The sequence below is a fragment of the Vibrio sp. SCSIO 43009 genome, assembly GCF_023716525.1.
Classification (GTDB): Bacteria; Pseudomonadota; Gammaproteobacteria; order Enterobacterales; family Vibrionaceae; genus Vibrio; species Vibrio alginolyticus.
In genome coordinates, this window is sequence record NZ_CP071842.1 from 2,927,526 (window position 1) to 2,941,265 (window position 13,740).

15 protein-coding genes are annotated in these 13,740 nt (G+C 44.6%); 7 read left to right on the forward strand and 8 right to left on the reverse strand.

Annotation, left to right across the window (positions count from 1 at the left end):
* Window positions 1-45 precede the first annotated feature (45 nt).
* From J4N43_RS13535 to J4N43_RS13550, 4 genes are read left to right on the forward strand one after another with little or no spacing between them, the layout of a single operon-like run.
* A complete protein-coding gene (locus tag J4N43_RS13535; protein WP_005372905.1) occupies window positions 46-1,857 on the forward strand; it encodes a penicillin-binding protein activator in 1,812 nt (603 codons plus the stop codon).
* Window positions 1,844-2,212 carry a YraN family protein gene (locus J4N43_RS13540; RefSeq protein ID WP_005372903.1) on the forward strand — a complete coding sequence of 123 codons (369 nt, stop codon included), beginning with the start codon at window positions 1,844-1,846 and terminating at the stop codon, window positions 2,210-2,212. The genes J4N43_RS13535 and J4N43_RS13540 overlap by 14 nt, the downstream gene beginning before the upstream one ends.
* A 3-nt stretch (window positions 2,213-2,215) precedes the next feature.
* Complete coding sequence (locus J4N43_RS13545) at window positions 2,216-2,806, forward strand: phosphoheptose isomerase (protein WP_005372901.1); 591 nt, start codon at window positions 2,216-2,218, stop codon at window positions 2,804-2,806.
* Between the two features lie 21 nt (window positions 2,807-2,827).
* Entirely contained in the window at window positions 2,828-3,496 is a 669-nt protein-coding gene (locus tag J4N43_RS13550) for a BON domain-containing protein (protein WP_017633609.1), read from the forward strand.
* A gap of 71 nt (window positions 3,497-3,567) precedes the next feature.
* Here the strand turns inward: J4N43_RS13550 and sspB are convergent, their stop codons facing one another.
* The 8 genes from sspB to zapE all read right to left on the reverse strand — a co-directional run bounded on the left by sspB (window position 3,568) and on the right by zapE (window position 10,256).
* Complete coding sequence (gene sspB, locus J4N43_RS13555) at window positions 3,568-4,053, reverse strand: ClpXP protease specificity-enhancing factor (protein WP_005387408.1); 486 nt, start codon at window positions 4,051-4,053, stop codon at window positions 3,568-3,570.
* 17 nt (window positions 4,054-4,070) lie between these two features.
* Window positions 4,071-4,706, reverse strand: coding sequence for a stringent starvation protein SspA (gene sspA, locus J4N43_RS13560; protein ID WP_005372897.1), 636 nt, complete (start codon window positions 4,704-4,706; stop codon window positions 4,071-4,073).
* Between the two features lie 96 nt (window positions 4,707-4,802).
* Entirely contained in the window at window positions 4,803-5,540 is a 738-nt protein-coding gene (locus J4N43_RS13565) for a cytochrome c1 (RefSeq protein WP_005372881.1), read from the reverse strand.
* Window positions 5,537-6,802: a cytochrome b gene (locus tag J4N43_RS13570; RefSeq protein WP_005372880.1), complete on the reverse strand. Its 1,266-nt coding sequence runs from the start codon at window positions 6,800-6,802 to the stop codon at window positions 5,537-5,539. The genes J4N43_RS13565 and J4N43_RS13570 overlap by 4 nt, the downstream gene beginning before the upstream one ends.
* A complete protein-coding gene (petA, locus tag J4N43_RS13575; protein WP_005372877.1) occupies window positions 6,802-7,392 on the reverse strand; it encodes a ubiquinol-cytochrome c reductase iron-sulfur subunit in 591 nt (196 codons plus the stop codon). Before petA ends, J4N43_RS13570 begins: the two co-directional genes overlap by 1 nt.
* Before the next feature lie 672 nt (window positions 7,393-8,064).
* Window positions 8,065-8,457: a 30S ribosomal protein S9 gene (gene rpsI, locus J4N43_RS13580; RefSeq protein WP_005372876.1), complete on the reverse strand. Its 393-nt coding sequence runs from the start codon at window positions 8,455-8,457 to the stop codon at window positions 8,065-8,067.
* A gap of 15 nt (window positions 8,458-8,472) precedes the next feature.
* Window positions 8,473-8,901, reverse strand: a complete 429-nt coding sequence (gene rplM, locus J4N43_RS13585) for a 50S ribosomal protein L13 (RefSeq protein ID WP_005372872.1) — start codon at window positions 8,899-8,901, stop codon at window positions 8,473-8,475.
* A 251-nt stretch (window positions 8,902-9,152) separates the two neighbouring features.
* Entirely contained in the window at window positions 9,153-10,256 is a 1,104-nt protein-coding gene (gene zapE, locus J4N43_RS13590; RefSeq protein WP_005387411.1) for a cell division protein ZapE, read from the reverse strand.
* A 195-nt stretch (window positions 10,257-10,451) separates the two neighbouring features.
* On the opposite strand from zapE, the gene zapG reads away from it, so the two are divergent.
* From zapG to degS, 3 genes are all read left to right on the forward strand, one after another.
* Window positions 10,452-10,895, forward strand: coding sequence for a Z-ring associated protein ZapG (gene zapG / locus J4N43_RS13595; RefSeq protein WP_005379861.1), 444 nt, complete (start codon window positions 10,452-10,454; stop codon window positions 10,893-10,895).
* 200 nt (window positions 10,896-11,095) lie between these two features.
* Window positions 11,096-12,463, forward strand: coding sequence for a Do family serine endopeptidase (locus J4N43_RS13600; protein WP_025768400.1), 1,368 nt, complete (start codon window positions 11,096-11,098; stop codon window positions 12,461-12,463).
* Window positions 12,464-12,653: 190 nt separating this feature from the next.
* Entirely contained in the window at window positions 12,654-13,718 is a 1,065-nt protein-coding gene (gene degS, locus J4N43_RS13605; RefSeq protein ID WP_017633606.1) for an outer membrane-stress sensor serine endopeptidase DegS, read from the forward strand.
* The last annotated feature ends 22 nt before the right edge of the window (window positions 13,719-13,740 follow it).

The window sequence follows — 13,740 nt, forward strand, 5'->3', positions numbered from 1 at the left end:
TAATATAGAGACAATTTTGTACAAAATTATAGAGAACTCACGGCAATGATTAACCATAAGAGACTCAGTGTACCACGCATACTTACTCCTGTTGCACTAGCAATTACGCTCGCCGCCTGTTCTTCAGGTCCAAGACAGCCTGATGGCGTTGATGTAACACTTGAGCCTACTCAGTCTGTTCAGAACTATATGATCCAAGCTGATAGCACGGAAGGCAGTTTACAAAATGACTGGTTGATCATGGCAACCAAAGCCGCGATTCAAGCAAACCAGTTTGATCAAGCAGAAATGTTGATCAAGCGCCTGGCTCGTCAACAGTTAACCGAAGTTCAGCAAGCAGAGTGGCAACTAGCGCGTGCGACCATACAGCAAAAACAGGGTAATTACTCTCAGTTGCTGCAATTGTTGAATTTTAAACCTTGGTGGAAGTTGCCAAATGAGCAATGGAAAGACTATTACTTGATGCGTGCCGACGCTTATCAAGGTCTTAACCAAGCGTTTGAGGCAAACCGCCAACTGGTTGCATTTGGCCAATATGCATCGTCCGCGGAGCAGAGAGAGATTTCTAGCCGTATTTGGATGAACTTTGGCAGCTACTCCGAGTACGAACTGACCTCATTAGAAACAGAGCCAAATGAAGATGTTTTGGATGGTTGGCTACAACTCGCTATTTATGCGAAAACGCTGTCGGGCAACTTATCCCAACTAAAAAATACCCTAGAACGCTGGTTAAACGAGAACCCATCGCACCCAGCCGCTATCTACACACCAGAAGAGATTCAAAACATTCTCTCTCTAGATATCGTTAAACCAAACAACACCGCTTTGTTACTGCCGCTTACTGGTAAATTCTCGCCACAAGCGCAATTAATTCGTGATGGTTTTGTGTTTGCGATGATGAATGATCGTAACCGTGATCCAAGCGCTACCCTCACGGTAATAGACACTAATGCGTATAACGCCGACCAAATTAAACAACGTTTGATCAATGAAAACATCGATTTTGTTGTTGGTCCTCTAGAAAAAGAGAACGTTGAGCTATTGCACACAACCATGGATGGCTCAGAAAATGGTCCTACGATTCCAGCCCTTGCGCTAAATATTCCCGAAGATGTGCAACCAGATAGCAATATTTGCTACTTGGCATTATCACCGGAACAAGAAGCCGCACAAGCAGCGAAACACTTGTTCAGCGAAGGCTATAACTTCCCTCTGATTCTGGCACCAAAGGGCAGCTTTGGTGAACGTGTAACTGAAGCGTTCAACAAAGAGTGGCGCAAGTACAGCTCTAATAAAGTCGCAGCAAGTTATTTTGGTGACAAGCGCCAACTTCAAAAAGACATCAATGAAGTATTTGGTCTGCAAGAAAGCAAACAACGTATTGCTCAGATGCAATCACTAATGCGTATCAAGCTTGAAACACAGCCACGTAGCCGTCGTGATGTCGATGCGGTTTATATTGTTGCTAGAAGCACGGAACTGACCTTGATTAAGCCGTTTATTGAGGTAGCGATTAATCCAGACGCCAAAGCGCCACAAATTTTCTCTAGCTCGCGTAGCAACAGTGGCGGCGCGACTTACGAAGATCTAACAGGCATCATCTACAGCGATATTCCATTGCTGATTGACCCAGACCCTAGCGTGACCGCTGAAATGAACGAGTTGTGGTCAGAGCAATCTAACATGGAAAAACGTTTGAAAGCACTGGGTATGGATGCGTATAAATTGATTGGGGAGCTGCCACAAATGAAGGTCGTTCCGGGCTACTCAGTTGGCGGCCAAACCGGTATTTTAAGTATCGACAATAATTGTGTTGTACAGCGTGAGCTAAGCTGGGCTGAGCGTGGGGCTCTTTAGCAAGCGCCAAATCGGAAATCAATATGAAGCTCTGGCGAAGCAGTATTTACAACGCCAGGGCTTAAACTTTATTGAACAAAATTTTCTGACTAAGGTCGGTGAGATTGATTTAATCTTCCAACAAGGTGAAACTATTGTGTTTGTTGAAGTCAAATACCGTAAGAACAATCACTTTGGCTCGGCAGCAGAAATGGTGACGCACGCTAAAATGCGCAAGCTAGTCAAAACCGCACAAGTTTGGCTTAGCCAACAAAAGCGCTTAAAACACAATATCGATTATCGATTTGATGTCATCGCCATTCATGATAATGGTCGAGATATCAACTGGATAGAAAACGCAATCTCTGAAGGATAAGCGATGCTAGACAGCATTAAAGACAGCTTTACAGAAAGTATTCAAATTCAAATCGCAGCAGCAGAGGCGCTGCCTGATGCCATTACTCATGCAGCTCAAGCGATGGTGTCGAGCCTGCTTAATGGCAATAAAATTTTATGTTGTGGTAATGGCGGCAGTGCTTCAAACGCTCAACAATTTGTTTCTTGTCTTTTAAACCGTTTTGAAACTGAGCGCCCTAGCCTACCAGCAATGGCCTTAACCGCCGATAATACCACCCTAACCGCAGTGGCCAACGATTACCACTACCAGGAAATCTTCTCAAAACAGGTACGAGCGTTTGGTCAACCAGGCGACATTTTGCTTGCCATGTCGACTAGCGGTAACAGTAAAAATATTATCAAAGCGATGGAAGCAGCCGTAACTCGAGACATGACGATTATCGCGCTAACAGGAAAAGATGGCGGAGAGATGGCAGGACTGCTCGGTGAGAACGACGTCGAAATTCGTATTCCATCACACCGCACTGCACGTATTCACGAAGTACATATGGTAACACTCCATTGCCTTTGTGATCTTATTGACCAGGTGCTTTTCCCTGCTCACGAAGAGTAACCAAGACTGAGAATCAGAATTATGATACGTAGCCTTGTTATCTTATTAACAGCATTGAGTTTAAGTGGTTGCGCAGGTTTGTTTATCGCAGGTGCAGCAACCACAGCGAATATTGTCACGGACACACGCACGACAAAACAAATCTGGCAGGACAATAACATTGAATTCGAAGTTGCGGCGATCGGCAATAAAGCACCGTTTAAAGGTGAAGTACGTGTCGTTGCCAGTTCATATAATGGGACTGTAGTCCTTATGGGACAAGCTCCGACACAAGACCTTATCCTTGCTTTAGAGCGAAGGGCTCGAGAAGTTAGTGGTGTAAAAGTCATACACAATCAAATCAAACAAAAAGAGCCACTCACTGTTACCCAGATTAGCAATGACAGCTGGATCACAACCAAAGTAAAGTCAGCTTTGCTTACTGATTCTGAGCTTAATGGTGTTAAGGTTAAAGTGATCACCGAAGATGGCGACGTTTTTCTGTTTGGTTATGTCACGCCAGAGCAAGGCGATCGAGCGACAGAAATCGCGCGTAATATCTCAGGCGTAAAACAAGTCATTAAAGGGTTCCAATACGGCGAAATGGAGCCTGTTGAAGTAGACTTACCGAGTGACGGTGTACAAACAATAGAAAGTGAGGCAAGTACAGAAAGTGAAGAGAACGTCGAAGTCTTTACGATTAGTGAGTAATTTCCAAAGTCTGGCTTGAAATCATCTTCAACAAGTTAAAAAGAAAAAAGCAGCGTTACGCTGCTTTTTTATTATTTAATCACTCTTAAGCTTGGTTTGCCTTTTGGTCGAGGAGCATCGTCCTCTTCGGCATCTGAATCAGAAACTAACTCAGAAGGCTCATCGCTAACCGTTGTGAACGATGGGGATGATTCTTCCTCGGTCATCGCTTCTTCTTCGATGTGAGTGTACGCTTCTTCTGGTTCAAACATAGTACCAGCACCATTCTCACGTGCATAAATAGCTTGAACAGCATACACAGGCACGATCACTGAGTGCGGACGACCGCTAAAGCGAGCATGGAAGGTAATCGCATCATTACCTAACTCAAGATTACCCACTGCACGTGGCGCAATATTCAAAATAATTTGACCATCTTGAATAAATTCAACCGGGACACGCACCCCTGGCATTGTTGCATCCACAACCAAGTGAGGAGTCAAGTCATTGTCTACTAACCAGTCGTAAAATGCGCGAAGCATATACGGGCGGCGAGCAGTCATTTTTGCAATATCCATAACGTGTTTTAAATCGCTTAGCGAACTAGGCGCATTTCACGTTCAGCTTCAGTCAAAGAAGCAAGGAACGAATCACGTTCAAATACGCGGTTCATGTATACCTTGATTTCTTTTGAACCAGGGCCAACAAGATCGATACCAAGTTGAGGCAAACGCCACAATAGTGGAGCTAGGTAACAATCGATCAAGCTGAATTCTTCGCTCATGAAGTACTCATATTCAGCAAAAATTGGCGCTAACGTCAGAAGATCATTACGCAGCTTTGTGCGTGCTTTTTCTGATTCTTCCGCATTACCTTTCATCACTTTTTCAGCGAGTGAATACCAGTTGCGTTCGATACGGTACATCATCAAGCGGCTGTTGCCACGAGCAACAGGGTAAACCGGCATTAGAGGTGGATGAGGGAAACGCTCGTCCAAGTACTCCATGATGATTTTTGAATCGTAAAGAGCTAGCTCACGGTCAACAAGAGTTGGCACTGATTTATATGGGTTTAGCTCAACAAGCTCAGCAGGAAGGTTTGCTTCGTCAACAAGCTCAACTTCAACACTTACGCCTTTTTCAGCTAGTACAATGCGAACCTGATGGCTATACAAATCTGATGCACTTGAGAAAAGAGTCATCACAGAACGTTTATTGGCAGCTACAGCCATGGAGCCCTCCAGTACACTTACAAATAAAAACAATGGAGGCTAAGCCTCCATTGTACATCAATTAAAATTGGGAATTAGCACGGTATTTTAGCACAATTAATGCACATCGCGCCAATACTCTTTCTTGAGCATCACAACAACGATGGTTAGAAGCACTAAGAAGCCCATTACCCACCAGCCTAGAGCATGACGCTCAAGCTGCACTGGGTCACCTGAATAAACTAAGAAGTTAACGAGATCGCCAACCGCTTTGTCATATTCGCCTTCACTCAGCTCACCCGTGCCATCGGTTTCAGTACCAACAACAACTTGTACTTCTTCGCCATCTACGATTTTCGTATCGTAAATCGGCGTCGGGATGCCCTGTAGCTCTTCAAGCACATGCGGCATACCAACACTCGGGAAGACGATGTTGTTCACGCCGAATGGACGAGATGGATCAACATAGAAAGAGCGTAAGTAAGTGTATAACCAATCAGCACCACGAACTCGTGCAACCAACGTAAGATCTGGTGGTGGAGCACCAAACCAGTTTGCCGCTTGCTTCGGTGGCATAGCATTGACCATTAGATCACCGATTTTCGCTTCAGGATTGAAAATCAGGTTTTCTTTCATTAAGTCTGTTGGAATTTCCAAGTCTGTTGCTACACGCTCGTAACGCTGGTATTGCGTAGAGTGACAAGCAAAACAGTAGTTCATGAATAACTTCGCGCCGTTTTGTAGCGAAGCTTTATCCGTAAGGTCAACATTCGCTTTATCCAGCGGAACATTGGCCCCAGCTGCCATCGCTAGTGATGGCAACATAGCAAATAGAATTACAATCCACTTCTTCATTTGAATGTCACCCTCTCTGGTAATGGTTTGGTTGCTTCATTTTTGCTGTAGAAGAACAGCAACACAAAGAACATGAAGTAACACAAGCTAAAGATCTGAGATAGTAGTGTGTACGTTGGTGTCGCAGGTAACGCACCTAAAATACCCAGAGCGATAAAGGCGATGGTGAACTGTACAATATTCAATAGATGAAGTTTGCTACGGTAACGGTATGAACGAACTTTACAACGATCCAACCAAGGTAGAACAAACAGCACTGCAATTGACGCGCCCATTAGGATAACACCTAATAGTTTGTCTGGAACCGCACGTAAGATTGCGTAGAACGGCGTGAAGTACCATACCGGAGCAATATGCTCTGGTGTCTTCAGTGGGTTTGCAGCTTCAAAGTTAGGAGGCTCAAGGAAGTATCCACCCATTTCTGGGTTAAAGAACAGCACGTAACAGAAGAAGAACAAGAAACCAGCAACACCGACCAAGTCCTTAACCGTGCCGTACGGATGGAAAGGAATCGAATCAATGATGTCATATTTCTTCGTGTAGTAATCGTGGAACTTGAATTGCGTTTTGTAATCGTCGCCCATTGAGCCTTTTGGCAGCTTAGTTTCGATACCATCCGGGTTGTTTGAGCCTACTTCGTGCAGCGCCAATACGTGCAGAACAACAAGAAGAAGCAAAACGATAGGCAGTGCAATAACGTGTAGTGCGAAGAAACGGTTTAGCGTTGCACCAGAGATGATGTAGTCACCACGAATCCAAAGTGTTAGGTCATCACCGATAACAGGAATAGCACCAAACAGGGAAATGATTACCTGCGCACCCCAGTATGACATCTGACCCCATGGAAGTAGGTAACCCATGAACGCTTCAGCCATGAGAACTAGGAAGATCAACATACCGAAGATCCACAACAGTTCACGAGGTTTTTGGTATGAACCGTAGATCAAACCACGGAACATGTGAAGATACACAACAACGAAAAACGCTGACGCTCCAGTGGAATGCATGTAACGCAGAAGCCAACCGTACTCTACATCACGCATAATGTATTCGATAGACGCAAATGCACCGTCACCTGAAGGAACATAGTTCATCGTTAGCCAAATACCCGTTAGGATTTGGTTAACAAGAACCAGCATCGCCAGAGAACCGAAAAGGTACCAAAAGTTGAAGTTCTTAGGCATTGGGTATTCAGACAAATGCTTTTTATAAGCATTCATTGCAGGAATACGCTTTTCAACCCAATCTAACATTGCTTGCATTATGCATCTCCCTCATCAACACCCACAATGAGCTTGGTATCGCTCAAATACATGTGCTTAGGAACGACAAGGTTCAACGGAGCAGGTACTCCTTGGAACACTCGACCAGCCATGTCGAACTTAGAACCATGACAAGGACAGAAGAAGCCAGATCTTACGCCCTGCACCTGCTCTGAGAAAGAGTCAGGTAGATAGGTTGGTGAACAACCTAAGTGGGTACAGAAACCAACTGCGACGAAAAACTCTTCCTTAATCGAACGAAACTCATTCTGAGCGTACTCAGGCTGCTGCTCCATTTCAGATTGTGGATCGCGAAGCTTATCACCGATCGATTTTAAGTTATCCAGAACGCTTTGAGTGCGGCGAACAATCCATACAGGTTTTCCCTGCCACTCAACACGAACCAGCTGACCTGGTTCAATTTTACTTATATCCACTTCCACCGGTGCGCCCGCCGCTTTGGCTTTAGCACTCGGATTCCATGATTTGATAAAAGGCACGGCGACGGCGACTGCCCCTAACCCACCAACAACTGCCGTTGTAGCGGTTAGAAAACGCCTGCGACCGTTATTTAAAGGCGCGTTGCTCATCCAAACATTCTCCCATTTGCTCCCTTTGGATCGTTATTATTCCGCTTATAAGAGCATGGCTAACAAATAATGAATTTAGTTCTATTTATTGGAGGGAAATGATAAAGAAAACCCTACTTTTTGACAAGATAAAGCTACCTTTTTGTAACATTTGTGAGGCAAATCGCTCGCGTCGTCACAAAAGCGGCAGAATTATAAAAAATTGATGTGATTTGTAACAAGAAAGCACCACATAGAAGCCCCGCTGAAAGCTGATAAAACCTTTTATCTTGGTAGTTTTCAGTTAATTACACAGAGAAATATTTCGTATTACGCGTTCAGCTTACTGTGTTTATATTTTCAATTTTGTAGCACGCAGAATGCTCAAAAAGGAGCGTAAGTCATTTTAAAACATGTTACAGGAAGAATAAGATACAAAGACATTCTTGCTGATGAATACATCTATGCTGCATCGCAAGAGAAAGCGTGGTGAGTCGCGATTAAATAAGGCACAGATATAAAACGGCACTGGCACCTTTCGACGAAGAGGACGAATAAGAAGGCCTGCTCGGAGTGTGATGATAAGTGAAGGCTGTTCGTTGCTTTAAATACAAAAAAGCCCGGCATAGAGCCGAGCTTTTGGTACACAGTTTCCAGAGTAACTCTGAAAGCATAATTCCCGATAAGAGGAAATTAACGCTTAGAGAACTGTGGACGACGACGTGCTTTACGTAGACCAACTTTCTTACGTTCAACGCAACGAGCGTCACGAGTAACGTAGCCAGCTGCGCGTAGAGCAGGACGTAGAGACTCATCGTATTCCATAAGCGCGCGAGTGATACCGTGACGGATAGCACCAGCTTGACCAGAAATACCGCCGCCTTTAACTGTTACGTAAAGGTCTAGCTTTTCAGTTAGTTCAACTAGCTCTAGAGGTTGTTGTACAACCATACGTGCTGTTGGACGACCGAAGTATTCGTCAAGGTTACGCTTGTTTACTACAATGTTACCGCTGCCTGGTTTAATGAAAACACGTGCAGCTGAGCTTTTGCGACGGCCAGTGCCGTAGTATTGATTCTCTGCCATTTTCGAAATCCCCAATTAGATGTCTAGTACTTGTGGTTGTTGAGCAACATGGTTGTGCTCAGCGCCCGCGTAAACTTTTAGCTTACGGTACATAGCACGGCCTAGAGGACCACGTGGAAGCATGCCTTTAACTGCAAGCTCAAGAGCCATCTCAGGTTTACGATCGATCAACTTTTCAAAAGTGATAGATTTTAGACCACCTGGGAATTCAGAGTGACGGTAGTACACTTTGTTCTTAGCTTTGTTACCAGTTACAGCAACTTTCTCAGCGTTGATAACGATGATGTAATCACCAGTGTCAACGTGAGGAGTGTATTCAGCTTTATGTTTGCCACGTAGGCGAGATGCAATTTCACTTGCTAGACGGCCAAGAGTTTTACCTTCAGCGTCTACAACGTACCAGTCGCGTTTTACAGTTTCTGGTTTAGCAACGAAAGTTTTCATGCTAACAATAACCCGTTAATTAAATTTTAAACTTTAAAGGAACACCCAATAGTGCTCCCACACTGTCTAAGAGCCCAGTCATCACCCCTTCGAGTCGTTGGTACTCTCGACCTTCAATTTCGAAATAACTTCGATAATCAGGTCTGCAGTAACGGTGGGTCGCAGGATTATAGAGAAGAGCGAAGAAAAAATCACCTTTTTTTGCGCCAAATCACTAATTTTTTCTTCACTTTTTTAAGAACCCATTGGATCTAGGCCAAATGTTCACGCGCGAGATACTCATGACTTTGCATCTCAGTAAGCCGAGACAAACAGCGCTTAAATTCGAACTCTAACTGCCCGTCAGTATATAAGTCGGCCATTGGCACTTCAGCAGAAATAATCAACTTAACATTGCGCTCGTAAAACTCATCGACCAGCGCGATAAAGCGTCTCGCCGCATCATCTATTTTTCGGTTCATTTGTTGAACATCTGCCAGTAATACCGTGTGGTAAATACGAGACAATTCAATGTAGTCATTTTGACTGCGAGCAGTTTGACACAACTGAGCAAACGACGCATGCAGCACCCCGTCGCTTGCTTCAATCACCGCTAGTTGACGGTGGTTAACTTCGATTTGATGAGCAACAAACTGACGCTCTCCAGTCAGCTGCTGATAATATTTGTTAAGGTTTATGCTAGCCTGCTCATCAAGCGGGTAATGGTATATTTCAGCCTGTTCTAACGTTCTTAAGCGATAATCAACGCCACTATCGACATTCAACACTTCACAACGTGCCAAAATCATATCGATCGCGGGCAAAAAGCGCGCTCTTTGCAAACCGTTACGATATAAGTTCTGCGGCTCAATGTTTGAAGTCGCGACTAGGATCATCTGCCGCTTGAACATTTCTTGAAGTAGCGTTGCAAGGATCATCGCATCAGTAATGTCGGAAACAAAAAATTCATCAAAGCAAACCACATCTGCTTCTTCTTTAAATTTATCCGCCACTTTTGATAGAGGATTTTCGACATCACCTAACAGCTTCAACTCATCATGTACTCGATACATAAATCGATGGAAGTGGACGCGCATTTTTCTTTGGGTCGGTAAAGCATCAAAAAATGCGTCCATAAGGTAGGTTTTACCGCGACCTACCCCACCCCAAAAGTAAAGGCCTTTTGGTGGTTCAGGCTTGTCGATTTTTTTCCCCATTAGCTTTTGCCATTTGGAAAGCTGAGGCACAGGCGCTGACTGAAATTCAACGATAGCATGGTAAAGCTTGTCTAATGCAACGACCGCTTGATACTGAGCTTCATCACGCTGAAACCCGTGTTCTGCTATGTCTTTTTGATATTGTTGTAGTGGTGTCATCGTATTAAGTCGTATAGAGGTATAGAGAAAAGGGTTACCTCGGGGTCAACTTTGAGAATAGAGAGAAGTAGTTATCAGTCCCCGAAGACATACTGCTATTTTTCTTTATCGGCTGTTCAAGCCATAGTAACATGGACAAGCACCGCGTGTAACTAAGTAGTAAAAGACTTGTTAAAACAACTATAAGGAGCAGTTATGCCTTGGATTTATGCCATTGTGGGTTTGCTGGTCGGTACAATCGTAGGCGTAGTCATTAGTAGACTAACCACCCCTGAATACAAGAAACAAAAGTCTGTGCAGAAAGAACTTGAAGCGGCCAAGTTTGAATTAGAGCAACAACGTCAAGAGCTCGTCGATCATTTTGCACAAACCGCAGAGATGTTGGACACCCTAGGTAAAGATTACACCAAGCTATACCAACATATGGCCAAGACCTCTTCTGAGCTTTTGCCAAACTTACCAGAACAAGACAACCCGTTTGATAAGAAAACGGCAATGTCGTCTGAAACCATTGCAGAAGATCAACCAGAGTTCAACGAACAACCAAAAGACTACGCTAATGGCGCCACCGGTCTTTTGAAGGATCAAGAGAAAGAAATCATTAATGCTCCCGAAGCGGTAACCGCAAAAGCATCATAATCCTCTCTTACTTCTATCTAGGGCCGATACATTTGTATCGGCCCTTTTTTGAACTTTTTCACCTCACCTTCGCTCTAACTTGGATGTGCACTGCCTCCCCTTTTGATTGTCCGAACTAGACCCTATATTAGTTGTTAACAAAGTGAACTAACCGTTCGGATATTTCTTTTTGGCAGACATGTTTCAAGAGGAGTTATTGGATGAAAAAACCACTGCTTGCGCTCACCGTTCTATCTCTGAGTTTGGGGTCGATTATTGCCCCAGTTCAAGCCACTGCCGCATTACCTTTGAATGTGGATGGCCAACAGTTACCTAGCTTGGCACCAATGCTTGAGAAGGTGACCCCAGCTGTTGTGAGTATTGCTGTAGAAGGTAAACAAGTACAAACCAGCCGCATTCCCGAGCAATTTCAATTTTTCTTTGGCCCAGACTTTCCTATGGAACAAAGGCGAGAGCGCCCGTTCAGAGGTTTAGGTTCTGGTGTCATTATTGATGCGAAGAAAGGCCATATTGTCACTAACTACCATGTGATTAAGGGGGCAGATGAGATTCGAGTTCGCCTCTTTGACGGGCGCGAGTATGACGCTACGCTCGTTGGCGGTGATGAAATGGCCGATGTTGCGTTACTTAAATTAGAGAAAGCGAAAAACTTAACGCAGATTAAGGTCGCGGATTCCGACAAACTGCGTGTCGGTGACTTTACGGTTGCGATTGGTAACCCATTTGGACTCGGTCAAACTGTGACTTCGGGTATTGTTTCAGCCCTTGGTCGTAGCGGCTTAAACGTTGAAAACTTCGAAAACTTCATCCAAACCGATGCCGCAATTAACAGCGGTAACTCTGGTGGTGCATTGGTCAACCTTAATGGTGAGCTGATCGGTATTAATACTGCGATTTTAGGCCCTAACGGCGGTAATGTGGGTATTGGCTTTGCGATTCCATCAAACATGATGAAAAACCTCACTGATCAAATTCTAGAGTTTGGTGAAGTCAAACGCGGCATGTTGGGTGTGCAAGGTGGCGAAGTAACCTCTGAGCTAGCTGATGCATTGGGTTACGAGTCAAGTAAAGGGGCCTTTATTGGTCAAGTCGTACCGGACAGCGCAGCCGATAAAGCAGGGTTAAAAGCCGGTGACGTAATTGTATCGGTGAACGGCAAAGCGATTAATACTTTCTCAGAGCTCCGCGCAAAAGTGGCAACACTGGGAGCAGGTAAAGAAATCACATTAGGTGTGGTTCGAGATGGTAAGAATAAAACCTTTGATGTAACGCTTGGCGAATCTACGAATATGAAAGCTAAAGCGGAGACATTACATGAGGGACTCAAAGGTGCGGAGTTAAGCAATACAACACCAAGTGATGTAATCCAAGGTGTTAAAGTATCGAGCGTTGCAGATAACTCTCCAGCGGCTCAATATCAATTACAACAAGGTGACATTATTATCGGTGTGAACCGTCAACGAGTGAAAAACCTTGCCGAGCTTCGTACAATCGTAGAGAAACACAAAGGTGTACTGGCTCTTAATATTCAACGTGGTGAACGTACTATTTATCTTGTCATTCGTTAACCACTTTCAAAGTGATAGGAAATAAGGTTTTCGATGCATAGTACTGAGTGATAAGGCTCGATCACTTTTCCTTATCGCTCAATAACTAATGAAAAGGGCAGCGCGATGACGTGCTGCCCTTTTGTTATTTTTCAATGTAATGCTATTCTTCATCTTCGATGCCATTTTGGCGCTCACACATGGAGAGGATATGCTCAGCTTTTTATTACGTTCTGTCTTTTTAGGCTTGGCTACTGCCGCAGTGGTATTACTGGCGGTTCCATCTTTGCGCAACAACGTAATTCCTGCCGCGCTTGATCCTCAACCTGTTAATATCGCATCAGTCGAGTTGACGTTTAATCAAGCGGTCCGAAGAGCAGCGCCTGCAGTGGTAAACATCTACAGCCGTAAGTATGTTGAGAATGATCGCAGTAAACTCTCGACTCAAGGTCTGGGGTCAGGTGTCATTGTTAGTGAGAAAGGCTACATCATTACTAACTATCATGTGGTTGCTCAAGCTGATCAAATTGTTGTGGCATTACAAGACGGCAGAGCCGCAGCGGCTCAGCTCGTAGGGACAGATAAACGTACTGATATAGCCGTGCTGCGTGTCGAAGGTTCGAATTTGCCCGTAATCCCTCTGAACTCTAATTACAAACCACAAGTGGGCGATGTAGTACTAGCCATCGGTAACCCATACAACCTTGGACAAACCACAACGTTCGGCATTATTTCTGCCACAGGTCGTTCATCTATTAGCGATGGTCGTCAAGCATTCATTCAAACCGATGCCGCCATCAATGAAGGTAACTCTGGTGGAGCCCTAGTGAACACACAAGGCGAGCTCGTCGGCATTAACACCGCCTCTTTTCAGCAAGCGACAGACTTAGAAACTTACGGTATTTCTTTTGCGATCCCTGCGCCGCTAGCCAGTAAGATCATGCAGAAAATCATCGCTGATGGCCGCGTGATTCGTGGTTATATTGGAATCGACGGCCAAGACATTAATGCGGTCACTGCTCGCCTACTTGGAAATGAACACATAGGTGGTATTGTCGTACTTGGTATTGATCCAAATGGCCCAGCCAATGCGGCTGGCTTTCAAAAACAAGATATCATTATCAGTATTGATGGCAATAAGGTTCAGGGGCGTCAGAGCGTTATGGATATCGTCACCGATTTACGTCCTGGCACCACCGTGGACGTCGGTATCATTCGCAAAGGAAAAGAGATGACCTTGAAAGTCACCATTGCTGAAGACAAGCAAGAAGCATAAAAAATCCCAGCCATTGGCTGGG

Coding starts and splice junctions, on each gene's coding strand:
- J4N43_RS13535 (WP_005372905.1), top strand. CDS start 46: ATGATTAACCATAAGAGACTCAGTGTACCACGCATACTTACTCCTGTT.
- sspA (WP_005372897.1), bottom strand. CDS start 4,706: ATGGCTGTAGCTGCCAATAAACGTTCTGTGATGACTCTTTTCTCAAGT.
- petA (WP_005372877.1), bottom strand. CDS start 7,392: ATGAGCAACGCGCCTTTAAATAACGGTCGCAGGCGTTTTCTAACCGCT.
- rplM (WP_005372872.1), bottom strand. CDS start 8,901: ATGAAAACTTTCGTTGCTAAACCAGAAACTGTAAAACGCGACTGGTAC.
- J4N43_RS13600 (WP_025768400.1), top strand. CDS start 11,096: ATGAAAAAACCACTGCTTGCGCTCACCGTTCTATCTCTGAGTTTGGGG.
- J4N43_RS13545 (WP_005372901.1), top strand. CDS start 2,216: ATGCTAGACAGCATTAAAGACAGCTTTACAGAAAGTATTCAAATTCAA.
- zapE (WP_005387411.1), bottom strand. CDS start 10,256: ATGACACCACTACAACAATATCAAAAAGACATAGCAGAACACGGGTTT.
- rpsI (WP_005372876.1), bottom strand. CDS start 8,457: ATGGCAGAGAATCAATACTACGGCACTGGCCGTCGCAAAAGCTCAGCT.
- J4N43_RS13570 (WP_005372880.1), bottom strand. CDS start 6,802: ATGCAAGCAATGTTAGATTGGGTTGAAAAGCGTATTCCTGCAATGAAT.
- degS (WP_017633606.1), top strand. CDS start 12,654: ATGCTCAGCTTTTTATTACGTTCTGTCTTTTTAGGCTTGGCTACTGCC.
- sspB (WP_005387408.1), bottom strand. CDS start 4,053: ATGGATATTGCAAAAATGACTGCTCGCCGCCCGTATATGCTTCGCGCA.
- zapG (WP_005379861.1), top strand. CDS start 10,452: ATGCCTTGGATTTATGCCATTGTGGGTTTGCTGGTCGGTACAATCGTA.
- J4N43_RS13550 (WP_017633609.1), top strand. CDS start 2,828: ATGATACGTAGCCTTGTTATCTTATTAACAGCATTGAGTTTAAGTGGT.
- J4N43_RS13565 (WP_005372881.1), bottom strand. CDS start 5,540: ATGAAGAAGTGGATTGTAATTCTATTTGCTATGTTGCCATCACTAGCG.